17 protein-coding genes are annotated in these 16,059 nt (G+C 69.4%); 14 read left to right on the forward strand and 3 right to left on the reverse strand.

All coding sequences use genetic code 11. The features are described 5' to 3' along the window. Positions 1 to 307 precede the first annotated feature (307 nt). On the reverse strand, positions 308 to 1,627 hold the full coding sequence (locus G6048_RS26655) for a D-arabinono-1,4-lactone oxidase (RefSeq protein ID WP_165342128.1): 1,320 nt from the start codon (positions 1,625 to 1,627) through the stop codon (positions 308 to 310). Positions 1,628 to 1,845: 218 nt separating this feature from the next. Here G6048_RS26655 and G6048_RS26665 point away from each other — a divergent pair, with 218 nt between their 5' ends. Next, on the forward strand, positions 1,846 to 2,973 hold the full coding sequence (locus G6048_RS26665) for a ferrochelatase (RefSeq protein ID WP_165342129.1): 1,128 nt from the start codon (positions 1,846 to 1,848) through the stop codon (positions 2,971 to 2,973). A gap of 8 nt (positions 2,974 to 2,981) precedes the next feature. Further along, the gene (locus G6048_RS26670) at positions 2,982 to 3,794 is read left to right on the forward strand and encodes an inositol monophosphatase family protein (RefSeq protein WP_328827028.1); all 813 of its coding nucleotides are present in this window, start codon (positions 2,982 to 2,984) and stop codon (positions 3,792 to 3,794) included. A gap of 136 nt (positions 3,795 to 3,930) precedes the next feature. On the opposite strand, the gene G6048_RS26675 is transcribed toward G6048_RS26670, so the two are convergent. After that, positions 3,931 to 4,104 carry a hypothetical protein gene (locus G6048_RS26675; protein WP_165342131.1) on the reverse strand — a complete coding sequence of 58 codons (174 nt, stop codon included), beginning with the start codon at positions 4,102 to 4,104 and terminating at the stop codon, positions 3,931 to 3,933. Positions 4,105 to 4,507: 403 nt separating this feature from the next. Between G6048_RS26675 and G6048_RS26680 the strand changes: the two genes are divergently transcribed. From G6048_RS26680 to G6048_RS26695, 4 genes are all read left to right on the forward strand, one after another. Beyond that, entirely contained in the window at positions 4,508 to 5,161 is a 654-nt protein-coding gene (locus G6048_RS26680; RefSeq protein WP_165258328.1) for a response regulator transcription factor, read from the forward strand. Positions 5,162 to 5,167: 6 nt separating this feature from the next. Beyond that, positions 5,168 to 6,454, forward strand: coding sequence for a sensor histidine kinase (locus tag G6048_RS26685; RefSeq protein ID WP_165342143.1), 1,287 nt, complete (start codon positions 5,168 to 5,170; stop codon positions 6,452 to 6,454). Positions 6,455 to 6,845: 391 nt separating this feature from the next. Continuing rightward, positions 6,846 to 7,142: a DUF4193 domain-containing protein gene (locus G6048_RS26690; protein ID WP_005481602.1), complete on the forward strand. Its 297-nt coding sequence runs from the start codon at positions 6,846 to 6,848 to the stop codon at positions 7,140 to 7,142. Positions 7,143 to 7,155: 13 nt separating this feature from the next. Continuing rightward, positions 7,156 to 8,058, forward strand: a complete 903-nt coding sequence (locus G6048_RS26695) for a hypothetical protein (RefSeq protein WP_165342132.1) — start codon at positions 7,156 to 7,158, stop codon at positions 8,056 to 8,058. 70 nt (positions 8,059 to 8,128) lie between these two features. Here G6048_RS26695 and G6048_RS26700 read toward each other — a convergent pair whose 3' ends face one another. After that, the gene (locus G6048_RS26700; RefSeq protein WP_165342133.1) at positions 8,129 to 8,587 is read right to left on the reverse strand and encodes a DUF3093 domain-containing protein; all 459 of its coding nucleotides are present in this window, start codon (positions 8,585 to 8,587) and stop codon (positions 8,129 to 8,131) included. A 58-nt stretch (positions 8,588 to 8,645) separates the two neighbouring features. On the opposite strand from G6048_RS26700, the gene G6048_RS26705 reads away from it, so the two are divergent. From G6048_RS26705 to G6048_RS26740, 8 genes are all read left to right on the forward strand, one after another. Next, positions 8,646 to 9,230, forward strand: a complete 585-nt coding sequence (locus tag G6048_RS26705; RefSeq protein ID WP_165342134.1) for a PaaI family thioesterase — start codon at positions 8,646 to 8,648, stop codon at positions 9,228 to 9,230. Beyond that, on the forward strand, positions 9,227 to 9,754 hold the full coding sequence (gene dut, locus G6048_RS26710) for a dUTP diphosphatase (protein ID WP_328827033.1): 528 nt from the start codon (positions 9,227 to 9,229) through the stop codon (positions 9,752 to 9,754). Before G6048_RS26705 ends, dut begins: the two co-directional genes overlap by 4 nt. 1 nt (position 9,755) lies before the next feature. Then, positions 9,756 to 10,526 (forward strand): DUF3710 domain-containing protein, encoded by a 771-nt coding sequence (locus G6048_RS26715; protein WP_165342135.1) that lies wholly within the window; start codon positions 9,756 to 9,758, stop codon positions 10,524 to 10,526. A gap of 190 nt (positions 10,527 to 10,716) precedes the next feature. Then, entirely contained in the window at positions 10,717 to 11,418 is a 702-nt protein-coding gene (locus tag G6048_RS26720; RefSeq protein ID WP_165342136.1) for an ABC transporter ATP-binding protein, read from the forward strand. A 140-nt stretch (positions 11,419 to 11,558) separates the two neighbouring features. Then, entirely contained in the window at positions 11,559 to 14,117 is a 2,559-nt protein-coding gene (locus tag G6048_RS26725) for a sensor histidine kinase (protein ID WP_165342137.1), read from the forward strand. Then, on the forward strand, positions 14,114 to 14,797 hold the full coding sequence (locus G6048_RS26730; RefSeq protein ID WP_165342138.1) for a response regulator: 684 nt from the start codon (positions 14,114 to 14,116) through the stop codon (positions 14,795 to 14,797). Before G6048_RS26725 ends, G6048_RS26730 begins: the two co-directional genes overlap by 4 nt. A 58-nt stretch (positions 14,798 to 14,855) precedes the next feature. Then, on the forward strand, positions 14,856 to 15,254 hold the full coding sequence (locus G6048_RS26735; protein WP_165342139.1) for an OB-fold nucleic acid binding domain-containing protein: 399 nt from the start codon (positions 14,856 to 14,858) through the stop codon (positions 15,252 to 15,254). A gap of 3 nt (positions 15,255 to 15,257) precedes the next feature. After that, positions 15,258 to 15,983 (forward strand): DUF3159 domain-containing protein, encoded by a 726-nt coding sequence (locus G6048_RS26740; RefSeq protein WP_165342140.1) that lies wholly within the window; start codon positions 15,258 to 15,260, stop codon positions 15,981 to 15,983. Positions 15,984 to 16,059 lie beyond the last annotated feature (76 nt).

The following is a 16,059-nucleotide window of genomic DNA, read 5'->3' on the forward strand; positions in this document are numbered from 1 at the left end:
GCCCTGGATCGCCGTTATGGCACGGTTACCTATTCGCAACGCTAAGTGACAAAATCCGTCACCCTGTGCAACGAGCCCCCTCACGGCGGTCCTGGAAGGCCCCGGACGCCCTGGCGGGTGTCCGGACCCAGGGCTCGCAACAGTACTCCATTCGGGCCACCTGCGTGGATCGGCACGCCGCCCAACTTCTCGCTGGGGCCGGGAGTTGGCCACCGGGGATGCCGTCCCGGTGACCACGGTGCGTGGCGATCTTCATGTGATCTTCACGACTGAAGTTGATCGTTCCGACTCTGAGTTCGTCGTGCGACTACGTCCCCAACACCCGCCGCAAGTAGTCGTTCCCGAACCGCCGGTCCGGGTCGAGCCGGTCCCTGAGAGCGGTGAACTCGCCGAAGCGCGGATAGATCCCGGCGAAGTGCTCTGCCGTGCGCGTGTGCAGCTTGCCCCAGTGCGGGCGCCCCTCGTGCGCGGTGAAGATCCGCTCCGCGGCCGTGAAGTACGCCCGGTGAGGGGTGCCCTTGTACATGTGGATCGCGATATACGCGCTGTCCCGGCCGGATGCCGTGGAGAGCGTGATGTCGTCGGCGGGCGCGGTGCGCACCTCTACGGGAAAGCTGATCCGCAGTGAAGAGCGGTCAATCATGGCCTTCAGTTCGCGCAGCGTCTCGGCGAGGGCCGTGCGTGGGACGGCGTACTCCATCTCTGTGAAGCGCACCCGGCGCGGGGAAGTGAAGACCTTGTAGGGAATGTCCGTGTACGTGCGCGCCGAAAGGGCCCGGCTGGATATCTTCGCGATCGCCGGGATGGTCGCGGGCACGGTCCGGCCCACCGAATTGGCCACCTGGAAGAGGCCGTTGGAAAGGAACTCGTCCTCGAAGAGGCTACTGATTCTGCCGACCGGCCTCTCCGGGCCCGCACTTCGGTTGTTGCGCTTGGTGTTGCAGTTGCCGGTGTGCGGGAACCAGTAGAACTCGAAGTGCTCGTTCTCCGCGTGGAGTTCGTCGAAGGTGCTGGTGACCTCGTCGAAGGTCATCGGCTCCTCACGAGCCGTGAGCAGAAAAAGGGGCTCTACGGAGAAGGTGATCGCGGTGACGACACCCAGGGCGCCGAGTCCGATCCGGGCGGCCGCGAATACGTCCGGGTTCTCCTTCTCGGAGCAGGTGAGGACCGAGCCGTCGGCGGTCACCAGCTCAAGTGCCGTGATCTGGGCGGCGATCGACGCTGAGTCACGGCCGGTGCCGTGGGTGCCGGTGCTGGTCGCGCCGGAAACCGTCTGCTCCATGATGTCGCCCATGTTCGTGAGCGACAGTCCCTCGCGGGCCAGGGCCACGTTCAGCCGCTTCAGCGGGGTGCCCGCTTCCACGGTGACGGTGCCCGCCGCGCGGTCGATCTTGCGGATACCGGTGAGCAGATCGGGCCGTATCAGCAGACCGTCGGTCGCGGCGACGGCCGTGAAGGAGTGCCCGGCGCCGACGGCCTTGACCCTCAGTCCGTCCTCGGCGGCCTGGCGCACGGCGGCGGTGAGTTCGTCGACGGAGGCGGGCGTGACGTCCCGTACGGGACGGGCCGAGACATTGCCCGACCAGTTACGCCACGTCCCGCTCTTCCCGCTCGCTGTGCTGCTCATGGGTCCCTCCCCGCTGCGGAACCGGCCTGCCGAGCCGCCCAGCTGGACACGGACAGGAACGGCAAGTTTCCGACCAGTAGGAGGGGGATCATACTCACGGTCACAGTGCGGATGCGCAGTACCCACCTGCGTGCTGGTGCCGGACCGTCACGCATGCCGGTGCCCGCTCGTCATACCGCCGTTTCCGGCTGTCAGTGGCGAGTGGCAGGATCAAAGACATGCCAGTCGCGCTCGATGCCCATCCGTACGACGCTCTCCTCCTGCTCTCCTTCGGCGGCCCCGAAGGCCCCGACGACGTCGTCCCGTTCCTGGAGAACGTGACGCGGGGGCGCGGCATCCCCAAGGAACGCCTCAAGGAGGTGGGGCAGCACTACTTCCTGTTCGGCGGGGTCAGCCCCATCAACGACCAGAACCGCGCTCTGCTGGAGGCCCTCCGTAAGGACTTCGCCGAGCACGGCCTGGACCTGCCGGTCTACTGGGGAAATCGCAACTGGGCCCCGTACCTGACGGACACCCTGCGCGAGATGGCCGCCGACGGCCGCCGGCGCGTCCTGGTCCTCGCCACCAGCGCGTACGCCTCGTACTCGGGCTGCCGCCAGTACCGCGAGAACCTCGCCGAATCGCTCGCGACCCTTCAGGCCGAGGGACTGGAGCTGCCGAGGGTCGACAAGCTGCGGCACTACTTCAACCACCCGGGCTTCCTCCAGCCCATGATCGACGGGGTTCTGAAGTCCCTCGCCGACCTTCCCGAGGACGTCCGCGCGGGCGCGTACCTGGCCTTCACGACCCACTCGATCCCGAACGCCTCCGCGGACACCTCCGGGCCCGTCGAGGAACACGGCGACGGGGGCGCGTACGTGAAGCAGCACCTGGACACCGCGCGGCTGATCGCCGACGCGGTGCGCGAGGAGACCGGGACCGACCACCCCTGGCAGCTCGTCTACCAGTCCCGCTCCGGCGCCCCGCACATCCCCTGGCTGGAGCCGGACATCTGCGATCACCTGGAGGCGCTGCACGGCGCCGGTGTGCCCGCCGTCGTGATGGCACCCCTCGGGTTCGTCTCGGACCACATGGAGGTCATGTACGACCTCGACACGGAAGCGAAGGCCAAGGCCGAGGAGCTGGGTCTGCCGGTGCGCCGCTCGGCCACCGTGGGCGCCGACCCGCGGTTCGCCGCCGCGATCCGCGAACTCGTCGTGGAGCGGGCCGCCACCGAGAGCGGGCGCGACGTGCGGCTCTGCGCCCTCGGTGACCTGGGGCCGAGCCATGACGTATGCCCGGTGGGCTGCTGCCCCGCCCGCGCCCCGAAGCCCGCCGCCGCGGGCGCCGACAGCCCGTACGCCTGAGGAGCACCGTGACCGACACCGCGAGCGACCCGCTCAAGGCCGAACTCCTGCAGATCGCGCTCGACGCGGCGCACCACGCGGGCGCCTTCCTGCGCGACGGCCGCCCCGACGACCTCGGCGTGGCCGCGACCAAGTCCAGCGCCGCCGATGTCGTCACCGAGATGGACATCGCCTCCGAGAAGCTGATCACCGGCCTGATCGCCGACCTCAGGCCGGACGACGGGGTCGTCGGCGAGGAGGGCGCCAGCGTCGAGGGCACCAGCGGGATCCAGTGGGTCATCGACCCCATCGACGGAACGGTCAACTACCTGTACGGCCTGCCCAGTTGGGCCGTCTCCATCGCGGCCCGCAAGGACGGCGAGACGGTCGTCGGCGTGGTGCACGCCCCGATGCGCGGCGAGACCTGCCGGGCCGTCCTGGGGGAGGGCGCTTACGTCAACGACCGCGCCGCGCGCGTGCGGCCCGCCCCCGCCTTCGGTCTTGCCCTCGTCGGCACCGGCTTCGGCTATCTCGCCGAGCGCCGGGCCCGGCAAGCCGAGGTGGTCCGGCAGCTCATCCCGCAGGTGCGCGACATCCGCCGCGGCGGCTCGGCCGCGATCGACCTGTGCGATGTGGCGACGGGCCGCCTGGACGCGTACTACGAGCGCGGGCTGAACCCCTGGGACTACGCGGCCGGTGACCTGATAGCCCGGGAGGCGGGCGCCCTCACCGGTGGCCGCCCCGGAGAGCCCCTCTCGCCGGACCTGACCATCGCGGCCCCACCCGGCCTCTTCGAGCCGCTCCAGAGGCTCCTGGAGGAACTGGGCGCCTGGCACGACTGACGGTACGGACCACCGGCGCCGCTCCTGCCGCCGCCCGGCAACTGACACCGCGTACAACAGGGGATTGACGGCGCGTACAACAACGAAGCGGGGCCCCGGTCTGGATCTGCCGGGGCCCCGCTCTCGTACGAGCTGATCAGACGCGTGACGCGCCGACCTCCACACCGTGTTCGGCGGCGAGACGGCGAAGGTCGTCCAGCTCGGCCTCCTCGACCTCCGCGAGGAAGTCGTCGCCGGTTTCGCGAGCCATCGTCAGGTCGGACTCGGTCGCCTTTATGCGCTGCAGAAGTCCTGCGGTGAATGCGTCCATGCTGCGCCCCCTCGTCCTGGGTCGTGGGCCGGTGGCACGGGGGTGTGCCGTTCGGAAGGGGCGATCACGTCTCCTGTGGATGCCCAGCGCTGCCCGTGCTGGGCGGCGACGGTGCCGGACACCCACGTCCGCTCTGCGGAAGCGGCCGGTGGCGTACCACATGGTGGTGCGCCACATGCAGAGCGTGATCGCGGGGTGTAAAGCCGTCCTCCCCGCACTCCCTTCCGTGGAAACCTCAACCCCAAGAGAAAATCTCGCATTCCCGGGCCTCTCACCCGGCCCTCACCCGTCTTACAGCCGACTTATGGCCGAAAAGGGCAGGATGGAGGTCTCACCCCCCGACAGACCTGCCCGTGCGCGCCGAAAGCGCGCTACGCGGGTGGACAGAGGAAGGACAAGCGACGTGCGCGTACTCGTCGTCGAGGACGAGCAGCTGCTCGCCGATGCGGTGGCCACCGGACTGCGCCGGGAGGCCATGGCCGTCGACGTCGTGTACGACGGTGCGGCCGCCCTGGAACGCATCGGCGTGAACGACTACGACGTGGTCGTCCTCGACCGTGACCTCCCACTGGTGCACGGCGACGACGTCTGCCGCAAGATCGTCGAGCTCGGCATGCCCACGCGCGTGCTGATGCTCACGGCCTCCGGAGACGTCAGCGACCGTGTCGAGGGCCTGGAGATCGGCGCCGACGACTATCTCCCCAAGCCCTTCGCGTTCAGCGAACTGACGGCACGCGTGCGTGCCCTCGGCCGGCGTACGAGCGTGCCGCTGCCTCCTGTCCTGGAGCGTGCCGGGATAAAGCTGGATCCCAACCGCCGCGAGGTCTTCCGCGACGGCAAGGAGATCCAGCTCGCCCCCAAGGAGTTCGCCGTCCTGGAGGTGCTGCTGCGCAGCGAGGGCGCCGTCGTCTCCGCGGAGCAGCTCCTGGAGAAGGCCTGGGACGAGAACACCGACCCGTTCACGAATGTCGTACGCGTCACGGTGATGACCTTGCGCCGCAAGCTCGGCGAGCCGCCGGTCATCGTGACCGTGCCGGGCTCCGGCTACCGGATCTGATCCGTGGTGGCAACGACACCCGCACCCCCGAAGACGCCCCCGAAGCCCACTTGGGACCCCCGAGGGCCGGAGCTGCCGTTCCCCTGGCTGCGCCCGACCATCCGGATAAGGCTCACGCTGCTGTACGGCGGGATGTTCCTGATAGCGGGCATCCTCCTGCTGTCGATCATCTACCTGCTCGCTGCGCAGGCACTGAACGTGGGCAGTGACCTGCCCTTCAGGATTACCGAGGGCAGCGTCGCCAGCAATGTCTGCGACCTGCCCACGAAGGCATCGCCCGACGTCTTCAACACCGCCATCAACGAGTGCGTCAACGAGCAGCGCAAGCACGCCCTGGACAACCTGCTCAGCCGCTCCCTCCTGGCCCTCCTCGGTCTCGCCGTGATCGCCTTCGCCTTCGGCTACGCGATGGCGGGCCGGGTCCTGGCGCCGCTCGGCCGGATCACCCGCACCGCACGCGCGGTGGCCGGTTCGGACCTCTCGCGCCGTATCGAGCTGGACGGTCCGGACGACGAGCTGAAGGAGCTGGCGGACACCTTCGACGACATGCTGGAGCGATTGCAGCGGGCGTTCACGGCCCAGCAGCGCTTCGTCGGGAACGCCTCGCACGAGCTGCGTACGCCCCTGGCGATCAACCGCACGCTCCTGGAGGTTCACCTTTCCGATCCGGGGGCACCCGTGGAGCTGCAACAGCTCGGCAAGACGCTGCTCGCCACCAATGAACGCAGCGAGCAGCTCGTCGAAGGGCTGTTGCTGCTCGCCCGCAGCGACAACCAGATCATCGAGCGGAAGGCCGTCGATCTCGCCGAGGTCGCCTCGCAGGCCATCGACCAGGTACGCGCCGAGGCGGACGCGAACGGCGTAGAGATCCGCGGGGAGCGGGCGCCCGTGGTCGTCCAGGGCAATGGCGTACTCCTGGAGCGGATCGCGCTGAACCTCGTCCAGAACGCCGTCCGGTACAACGTGCCGAGTGAGGAGGTGCAGCGCGAAGCGCTTCCGAACAAGGGCGGTGGCGGGAGACGGGAGGGCGGCTGGGTCGAGGTGACGACCGAGGCTCAGCACGGCCAGGCGGTCTTCGTGGTGTCCAATACAGGGCCCGTGGTGCCGGCGTACGAGATCGACAACCTCTTCGAGCCGTTCCGGCGCCTGCGGACCGAGCGCACAGGCAGCGACAAGGGCGTGGGGCTCGGGCTGTCGATCGCCCGGTCCGTGGCTCGTGCGCACGGCGGCCATATCAGCGCTGAGCCGCGTGAAGGAGGTGGCCTGGTGATGCGAGTCGCCTTGCCCATCTGAGAGCATGTCGCCGACACACAGCGATGTTCGCTTTGCGCGGAATTTCTGGGGCAGCAGCCCGGGAGGTTCATGTGCGATCGATCACACTGGCGAATTTTTGGCCATCCACTCTCCGTGATCAAGGGGGCTGGTGGAAAGCCGGGAAAGTCCGGGTTTTCGATGGTCTTCATGACGGGAAGTACTGGTGAGACGCCTTTGTAGTGCGGCGTGAGGACCGTGTACGGTCCCGTTCGCCATCCAAGCCGATCACTACTGCTGAGTTCGGTTGGGTGTCGATTGAGTAACAGACCTTGATGTGAGGCAAAATCTCCGCCTCAGGTCGGGCACAAGTCCGGCCTCTCACGCGTTACGTGCGCTGAGACACCACAGACACCCAGAGGGGGAGAGCGACATGGCAACGGATTACGACACCCCACGCAAGACCGACGACGACGTCGACTCCGACAGCCTTGAGGAACTGAAGGCCCGTCGGAACGACAAGTCGACTTCGGCGGTCGACGTGGACGAGTTCGAGGCCGCCGAGGGGCTGGAACTGCCCGGCGCGGACCTCTCGAATGAAGAGCTGGCCGTGCGGGTGCTGCCGAAGCAGCAGGACGAGTTCACCTGCATGAGCTGCTTCCTGGTCCACCACCGCAGCCAACTGGCCCGCGAGAAGAACGGCCAGCCGATCTGCCGCGACTGCGACTGAGGCAGGGTCGGCCGTGCATGGCTCGACCCCGCCCTGGAAGCGCCGTTCTCACGACCAGGGAGCGGCCGGTCCGTCTGCGGACGGTGTACGTGACGACGAGCGAGGCCTCGCGGCCTCGCTCGAAGCAGCGGACGTGACAGGCGCCTCCGGTGCCCTTGAGGTGGCGGACAAGAAGGTGCCTGTCGCCAAGCGGCGGGCGGTCGCCGTCGGACACGGAGTGAGAGAAGGCGTCCGCAGGGGTGGCAGCCGGGCCAGGGCGGGTCTGGCGTACCTCACGGACCGGATCATCGAGAACACCCCGCGGATCCCCGTACGGGACCTCGCGACGCTCCAGCGGCAGTTCCCCGGACTGGGCCCCGAACAGCTCGCGGACAAGCTGGTCGCGGGCGCGTGCAAAGCGACGGCGACCGTGGGCGCGGGGGTGGGCGCCGCCGCGATGATGCCCGTACCACCGGCGATGCCCACGGAGCTGGCCGCCGAGATCACCGGCGTGGCCGCCATCGAGCTGAAGCTGATCGCCGAGCTGTACGAGGTCTACGGTCAGCGGCCGCCGGGCAATCTGAAGGAACGTACGACCACGTATCTGAACTCGTGGTCCGAGGAGCGCGGCATCGACGTGACCAAGCCGTCGACGGTGAACGCGGCCCTCGGGGGCCGGATGAGGCGCGAGCTGCGCCAGCGGATCATGAAGCGGACGATCAGGAATCTGCCGAACCTGATGCCGTTCCTGGTGGGCGCCGCCGTCGGGGCGGTGATGAACCGCCGCGAGACCAGAAGACTCGCGGATCGCGTCCGAACGGACCTCCGCAAGACGCAGGTCCCCTGGGACGCCCTGCCCGCGCTGCCGCCCCTGGAGAAGCCCGCCGATCCCTTGGACATGGGCAATAGCAGCAGCCCCAAGGAACTGGGGCACTGAGCCCGCACATGGGCACTGAGCCCGACAGCCCGCGAAATGACCGATCCCGGCAGGCAGTTCACCGAAAGGCCTATGCCGCCCGCGCCGCGTCCAGTGCCGCCGCCAGGCGCTCCGGCTCCCGCGTGGACAGGTACAGGTAGGGCGTCGGGTCCGACGGATCCGTGACCTCCACCCGCAGGGCCGTAGGGATGTAGGCGCGCAGCAGCAGGAAGGCGCGCGGGTCCGCCTTGTACGTGCGCCAGGCGCGCGCCTCCTCGGCGTCGAGCACATGAGCCTCGCCCAGGGCCGAAACCGGGATCTTGGCGTCGCCCGCGATCAGCGAGTCGCCCACCACACGGATACGGACCGAGCCGTACGAACTCGCCACCACCGCCGCGACCGCCGTGCCGCCCGCCAGGCCGCCCAGCAGGGGCAGCACGCCGAAGGGCAGCAGGATCAGGGCGATCGAGACGCCGACCAGAAAGCAGACGAGCCACCAGGTGCGGGGCGCGGTCAGGCGTTCTTCGTAGGGCGAGGCGGAGAGCTGCATGAAGCCAAGACTGCCACGGTGCCTACCGGCCGCTGACGCGGAGGTAAGGTCTGCGCCTGTGAGTGGTACATCTTCGCCCCTGCGACCCCCGGCCGACGCCGTGGCACCGGTGCGGCACCCGGACGCGCCCGCCCCCGGCGAGCTGCTCGGCGCGCACTACGAGCACTGCTTCGGCTGCGGCGGCGGACAGGCGCACGGGCTGCACCTCGCGGCCCGCGCGGGCGAAGGCGTCAGGATCACCGCCGAGTTCACCGTGCAGACCGCCCACCAGGGCGCGCCCGGCCTCGCCCATGGCGGCGTCCTTGCGAGCGCGCTCGACGAGACCCTCGGCTCGCTGAACTGGTTGCTGCGGACGATCGCGGTGACCGGCCGCCTGGAGACCGACTTCGTACGGCCCGTTCCCGTGGACACGGTGCTGCATCTGGAGGCCGAGGTCACGGCGGTGGCCGGACGGAAGATCTTCTCCACGGCCACCGGCCGGATAGGCGGCCCCGACGGCCCGGTCGCGGTCCGCGCGGACGCCCTGTTCATCGAGGTCAAGGTCGACCACTTCGTCGACAACGGCCGCCAGGAGGAGATCCAGGCCGCCATGAACGACCCGGACCAGGTCCGGCGAGCCCGCGCCTTCGAGGTGAACCCGTGACCCAACCCGTGCCCACGAGTCCCGTCGACGTACTGATCAAGCGTGTCGATCCGGACGTACCGCTTCCGGAATACGCGCACCCCGGCGACGCCGGCGCGGATCTGCGGACGACCGAAAGCCATGAACTCGCGCCTGGCGAGCGGGCCGTGTTGCCCACCGGAGTGTCCATCGCGCTGCCCGAGGGGTACGCGGCCTTCGTGCACCCGCGTTCCGGACTCGCCGCCCGCTGCGGCGTCGCGCTCGTGAATGCCCCAGGGACCGTGGATGCCGGGTACCGTGGAGAGATCAAGGTGATCGTGGTGAATCTCGACCCGCGCGAGTCCGTGCGGTTCGAGCGCTTCGACCGGATTGCCCAACTCGTCGTCCAGCAGGTCGAGAAGGTGCGCTTCCAGGAGGTTGCGGACCTTCCCGATTCGACACGGGCCGCAGGGGGCTTCGGGTCCACCGGCGGGCATGCCGCCGTGGACGGCACAACGGGTGGGAATCGATACGCTTCGGTCGTATCCGACCGGGAAGGACAGTGACGTGTTCGGACGTCGCAAGAAGGGCAGTGCCGCCGAGGACGCGGCGAGCGAGGCCGAGCAGGTCGACGGCGTTGTTGAGGAAGTCGACACTGAGGCGGACGACGCAGAGCAGGAGCGCGTACGGCTCGAACCCAAGCCGCGCCCCGACGGTCCCTGGGACAGCACCGAGGTCCGCGATCCGGCCGAGGGCCGGGTCGATCTGGGCGGCATTTTCGTGCCCGGGGTCGACGGCATGGAACTGCGGGTGGAGGTCGCGGGCGACGCCATCGTCGCGGCCACCGTGGTGCTGAAGGACAGCGCCGTCCAGTTGCAGGCCTTCGCGGCTCCCAAGCGCGAGGGCATCTGGGGCGAGGTACGCGAGGAGATCGCCACCGGCATCACCCAGCAGGGTGGTGTCATCGACGAGGTCGAGGGCCCGCTGGGCTGGGAGCTGCGCGCCCAGGTACCGGTGCAGCTGCCGGACGGGACCGGCGGTTTCCAGGTCGTACGGTTCATCGGCGTGGACGGTCCCCGCTGGTTCCTGCGCGGGGTGATCTCCGGGCAGGGCGCGGTGCAGCCGCAGGCCGCCGGGCTGCTCGAGCAGATCTTCCGGGACACGGTCGTGGTCCGCGGTGAGGGCCCGATGGCGCCTCGCGACCCGATCGTGCTGAAGCTGCCGGAGGACGCGCAGATGGTCGCCGAGGGCGTCCAGCAGGAGGAGCAGGCGGGGTCCCGCTTCTCCGGAGGCATGGGTCAGTTGCAGCGTGGGCCGGAGATCACCGAGGTCCGGTAGACGCGGATGCACAACCAGTAGACACGGATTTACGACCATGGGCCGCACCCTCACCGGGGTGCGGTCCGTCGTTGTACGCGGACATGTGGACTGGGGCCACCGGTGCGGCTGACGGGCGAGCCGGGCCGCACCATTGCCCGACCGGCCGCCAGGTGACCATACTGGCGCCCGGCCGACGGGGGAGGAACGGATGAGCGGCAGCGGTGTGGTCGCCACCGAGACCATGGTGCGCGTCGAGAACGTCCACCGGTCGTACGGGACGGGAGCCACCGCCGTACATGCCCTGCGCGGGGTCTCCTTAGATGTGCCGCGCGGGGAACTCGTCGCCCTCAAGGGCCGTTCGGGATCCGGCAAGACGACGTTGCTGAACCTGGTCGGCGGGCTCGACGAGCCGGACGAGGGACGGATCACCGTGGACGGGCTCGAGCTGTCCGGGCTCGGGGAGGAGGGGCTGCTCCGGCTGCGCCGGGACCGTATCGGCTTCGTCTTCCAGTCCTTCGGGCTCATCCCGATCCTGACGGCCGCCGAGAACGTCGGCGTCCCGCTGCGGCTGCGCCGGGCCCATCCGCGCGAGCGCGAGGAGCGCGTCGAGCTGCTGCTCGCCCTGGTCGGCCTGGCCGATCACGCGGCGCAGCGACCCGGTGAGCTCTCCGGCGGCCAGCAGCAGCGGGTGGCCATCGCGCGCGCTCTCGCCAACCAGCCCTCGCTCCTCGTCGCCGACGAACCCACCGGCCAGCTCGACGCGGAGACCGGCCTCGCCGTCATGGAACTGCTGCGCGCGGTCGTGCGCAGCGAGCAGGTCACCGCGTTGGTCGCCACGCATGACGCCGCGCTGCTCGATCTGGCGGACCGGGTGCTGGAGCTGAGCGACGGCGAGATCGTCGAGCACTGAACCTTGGTACCGAGGCGGAGCGGGCGGCATCAGGGTTGCGTCAAAGACGTCCGCGGGTCCGCTTTCCGAGCCGTTGGCGCCGATGATTGGCCGTAAGGTCGACGCAGCGTGTGCGGCTGTTACGGGAAGACAATGGGACCATGGGACGCGGCAGGCTTCGGATCTATCTCGGTGCGGCGCCGGGCGTCGGCAAGACGTACGCGATGCTGTCCGAGGCGCACCGCCGCGTCGAGCGGGGCACGGACTGCGTGGTCGCCTTCGTCGAGCACCACAACCGGCCGCGGACCGAGGTGATGCTGCACGGCCTGGAAGTGGTTCCGCGGCGGGAGCTGGAGTACCGGGGCTCGTTCTTCACGGAGATGGACGTGGACGCGGTGCTGTCCCGGCGCCCCCAGGTGGCGCTCGTCGATGAGCTCGCCCACACGAACGTTCCGGGGTCCCGTAACGGCAAGCGGTGGCAGGACGTGGAGGAGCTGCTCGCGGCCGGCATCGATGTCGTCTCGACGGTCAACATCCAGCACCTGGAGTCGCTGGGTGATGTGGTCGAGTCGATAACGGGCGTACGGCAGAAGGAGACCGTCCCCGACGAAGTCGTCCGGCGGGCGGATCAGATCGAGTTGGTCGACATGTCGCCCCAGGCGCTGCGGCGGCGGATGGCGCACGGCAATATCTACAAGCCGGACAAGGTCGACGCGGCTCTGTCGAACTACTTCCGGCCCGGCAACCTCACTGCCCTGCGCGAGCTGGCGCTGCTGTGGGTCGCCGACCGGGTCGACGAGTACCTCCAGCAGTACCGGGGCGAGCACGGCATCCGCTCCACCTGGCAGGCCCGCGAACGCATCGTGGTCGGGCTGACCGGCGGTCCTGAGGGCAAGACGCTGATCCGCCGGGCCGCCCGGCTCGCGGAGAAGGGCGCCGGAGGTGAGGTGCTCGCCGTCTACATCGCGCGCAGTGACGGACTGACGTCCGCCTCGCCGAAGGAACTGGCTGTTCAGCGGACCCTCGTCGAGGATCTCGGCGGCACCTTCCATCACGTCATCGGGGATGACATCCCGTCCGCGCTGTTGGAGTTCGCGCGTGGGGTCAACGCCACGCAGATCGTGCTGGGAGTGTCACGCCGCAAGGGCTGGCAGTACGTGTTCGGGCCCGGCGTCGGCGCCACGGTCGCCCGGGAGTCGGGTCCCGACCTGGACGTCCACCTGATCACGCACGACGAGGTCGGCAAGGGGCGCGGTCTGCCCGTGGCCCGGGGCGCGCGGCTCGGGCGGTCCCGGAGCATCGGGGGCTGGCTGACCGGGACCGGCGGCCCTGCGCTGCTGACGCTGCTGCACACGCACACCGGCGCGGACCTCGGCCTCACCAACAACATGCTGCTGTTCCTGACGCTGACGGTGGCCGCCGCGCTGCTCGGCGGGCTGCTCCCTGCGCTGGCCTCGGCGGCGTTCGGCTCGCTGCTGCTGAACTGGTTCTTCACGCCGCCCTTGCACCGCATCACGATCGCCGACCCGAAGAACATCCTCGCCCTGGCGATCTTCGTGGGCGTGGCCGTGTCGGTGGCGTCGGTGGTGGACCTGGCGGCCCGCCGTACGCACCAGGCGGCCCGGCTGCGCGCCGAGTCGGAGATCCTCTCCTTCCTGGCGGGCAGCGTCCTGCGCGGCGAGACCAGCCTGGAGGCGCTGCTGGAGCGGGTCCGCGAGACCTTCGGCATGGAGTCGGTCGCCCTGCTGGAGCGTACGAGCGACGTCGATCCGTGGACCTGTGCGGCCAGTGTCGGCCCGCATCCGCCGGTTCTGCCGGAGGAGGCGGACGTGGACGTGCCGGTCGGCGACCACATGGCGCTGGCCCTGTCCGGGCGGGTGCTGCCCGCCGAGGACCGCCGGGTGCTGGCCGCGTTCGCCGCCCAGGCCGTCGTCGTACTGGACCGCCAGCGTCTTCAGCAGGAGGCGGAGCAGGCCCGCACACTGGCCGAGGGCAACCGCATCCGTACGGCGCTGCTGGCCGCCGTAAGCCATGATCTGCGCACTCCGCTGGCCGCGATCAAGGCCGCCGTGTCGTCCCTGCGGTCCGATGACGTGGCGTGGTCGGAGGAGGATGAGGCCGAGTTCCTGGAGGGGATCGAGGCGGGCGCCGACCGGCTTGACCACCTGGTGGGCAATCTCCTGGACATGTCCCGGCTGCAGACCGGCACAGTGACTCCGATGCTCCGTGAGATCGACCTGGACGAGGTGGTCCCGATGGCGCTCGGGGGCGTACCCGAGGACAGCGTCGAACTTGAGATCCCCGAGACGCTGCCCATGGTGGCCGTGGACCCGGGGCTGCTGGAGCGGTCGGTCGCCAACATCGTTGAGAACGCGGTGAAGTACAGCCCCGACGGGGAGCCGGTGCTGGTGGCCGCCAGCACGCTCGGCGAGCGGGTGGAGGTGCGGGTGGTGGACCGCGGACCCGGCGTTCCGGACGACGCCAAGGAGCGGATCTTCGAACCGTTCCAGCGCTACGGGGACGCCCCGCGCGGCGCCGGAGTGGGCCTCGGGCTCGCGGTCGCCCGCGGCTTCGCCGAGGCCATGGGCGGCACGCTCGACGCCGAGGACACTCCCGGTGGCGGCCTCACCATGGTGCTCACCGTCCGGGCGGGCCCGTCCCGATCCGGACGACCCGCAGAACTCGCGCAGCCCGCAGAACCGGAAAGGCAGGCTTCATGACCCGCGTCCTCGTGGTCGACGACGAGCCGCAGATCACCCGAGCCCTCGTGATCAACCTCAAGGCACGCAAGTACGAGGTGGACGCGGCGCCCGACGGCGCCACGGCGCTCCAGCTCGCGGCCGCCCGCCACCCGGACGTGATCGTGCTCGACCTGGGTCTGCCCGACATGGACGGCGTCGAGGTGATCAAGGGACTGCGCGGCTGGACGCGCGTACCGATCCTGGTGCTGTCCGCCCGGCACTCCTCGGACGAGAAGGTCGAGGCCCTCGACGCGGGCGCCGACGACTACGTCACCAAGCCCTTCGGCATGGATGAGCTGCTGGCCCGGCTGCGGGCCGCCGTCCGCCGCGCGGAGCCCAACGGGGCCGGCGAGGACGAAGTGATCGTGGAGACCGAGGACTTCACCGTCGACCTGTCCGCCAAGAAGGTCAACCGGGCCGGGCGGGACGTGCGCCTGACCCCGACCGAGTGGCACCTACTGGAGGTGTTGGTGCGCAATACGGGGCGCCTGGTCAGCCAGAAGCAGCTGCTCCAGGAAGTCTGGGGTCCCTCGTACGGGACGGAGACCAACTACCTGCGCGTCTACATGGCCCAGCTGCGGCGCAAGCTGGAGGGTGACCCTTCGCATCCGCGGCACTTCATTACCGAGCCCGGCATGGGGTACCGATTCGAGCGTTAGTTCTACGGGTAAGTCCAGGGGGTACGAAGCTGTCAGCGGCCCCCGGTACGCTTCAGACATGAGTGCTGTTCCCCGTTCCGAAAGGCCGCCGGGCCGGTTCCGCCGGATGCTCGACCGGCTCTCCTCGTCGCAGGAGGACCTGGAGTCGGAGGAGCTGCGCGAGGACACCGTGACCGCCGGATGCACGCGTATCGGTGACGCACATGACCGACAGATAGTGACCGTTACTGGTACCTTGCGCACGGTCACGCTGCGCCCGAGGGCCGGTGTCCCGGCTCTGGAGGCCGAGCTGTTCGACGGTTCGGCCGCCCTGGACGTGGTGTGGCTCGGCAGGCGCTCCATCGTGGGAATCGAACCGGGGCGCAAGCTGATCGCATCGGGCCGGATCTCGATGAGCCGGGGCCGCCGGGTGCTGTTCAATCCGAAGTACGAACTCAGACCCCTCGGACGGGAGTAGCCGGTGACGTCGCTCGACAAGCCGACCGAAGACGACGCCCATGACTCGCGGGCGGTGACGGAGGCCGCGCTCTTCGAGGCGTTCGGCGGTCTGCGGGGCATGATCGAGACGGTCCTGCCCGGCCTGCTCTTCGTCACGATCTACACGGTCAACAAGGACCTGCACTCCGCGGCCATCGCGGCCCTCGGGGTCTCCGTGTTGCTCGTCGTGGTGCGCCTGGTCATGAAGGACACCGTCAAGCACGCCTTCAGCGGCGTCTTCGGGGTGGCCTTCGGTGTGGTCTTCGCGATGATGACCGGGAACGCCAAGGACTTCTATCTGCCGGGCATGCTCTACACGCTGGGGCTGGGGCTCGCGTACATCATCACCACCCTCGCGGGTGTTCCGCTGATCGGGCTGATCCTCGGGCCGGTGTTCAAGGAGAACCTCTCCTGGCGGACGCGTAACCCTGGGCGTAAGAAGGCGTACGCGAAGGCCAGTTACGCGTGGGGGGCGATTCTGCTTGCCAAGTGCGCGATTCTGTTTCCGCTGTACTGGTGGGCGGACACGACGCAACTGGGGTGGGTGCTCGTTGCGTTGAAGATTCCGCCGTTCCTGTTGGCGGTTTGGCTGACCTGGGTGTTCCTGGCGAAGGCGCCTGCGCCTATTGATGTGTTCGCGGAGATGGAGGCGGAGGAGCGGGCGGAGAAGGAACGCCAGGCTGCGCAGCGGGCTGGCGTCGAGAAGTAGATCGCCCCCGCCGCCCCTACCCGTCCCATCCTCGGGGCTCCGCCCCTGGACCCCACTGGGGGCTGCGCCCCCAGAC

Source organism: Streptomyces ureilyticus, from assembly GCF_011045025.1.
GTDB classification, from domain to species: domain Bacteria; phylum Actinomycetota; class Actinomycetes; order Streptomycetales; family Streptomycetaceae; genus Streptomyces; species Streptomyces ureilyticus.

Excerpts from the sequence above, each read along its gene's own strand:
- G6048_RS26655 (WP_165342128.1), bottom strand. The coding sequence starts at position 1,627 with ATGAGCAGCACAGCGAGCGGGAAGAGCGGGACGTGGCGTAACTGGTCG.
- G6048_RS26665 (WP_165342129.1), top strand. The coding sequence starts at position 1,846 with ATGCCAGTCGCGCTCGATGCCCATCCGTACGACGCTCTCCTCCTGCTC.
- G6048_RS26675 (WP_165342131.1), bottom strand. The coding sequence starts at position 4,104 with ATGGACGCATTCACCGCAGGACTTCTGCAGCGCATAAAGGCGACCGAG.
- G6048_RS26690 (WP_005481602.1), top strand. The coding sequence starts at position 6,846 with ATGGCAACGGATTACGACACCCCACGCAAGACCGACGACGACGTCGAC.
- G6048_RS26700 (WP_165342133.1), bottom strand. The coding sequence starts at position 8,587 with ATGCAGCTCTCCGCCTCGCCCTACGAAGAACGCCTGACCGCGCCCCGC.
- G6048_RS26720 (WP_165342136.1), top strand. The coding sequence starts at position 10,717 with ATGAGCGGCAGCGGTGTGGTCGCCACCGAGACCATGGTGCGCGTCGAG.
- G6048_RS26725 (WP_165342137.1), top strand. The coding sequence starts at position 11,559 with ATGGGACGCGGCAGGCTTCGGATCTATCTCGGTGCGGCGCCGGGCGTC.
- G6048_RS26730 (WP_165342138.1), top strand. The coding sequence starts at position 14,114 with ATGACCCGCGTCCTCGTGGTCGACGACGAGCCGCAGATCACCCGAGCC.
- G6048_RS26735 (WP_165342139.1), top strand. The coding sequence starts at position 14,856 with ATGAGTGCTGTTCCCCGTTCCGAAAGGCCGCCGGGCCGGTTCCGCCGG.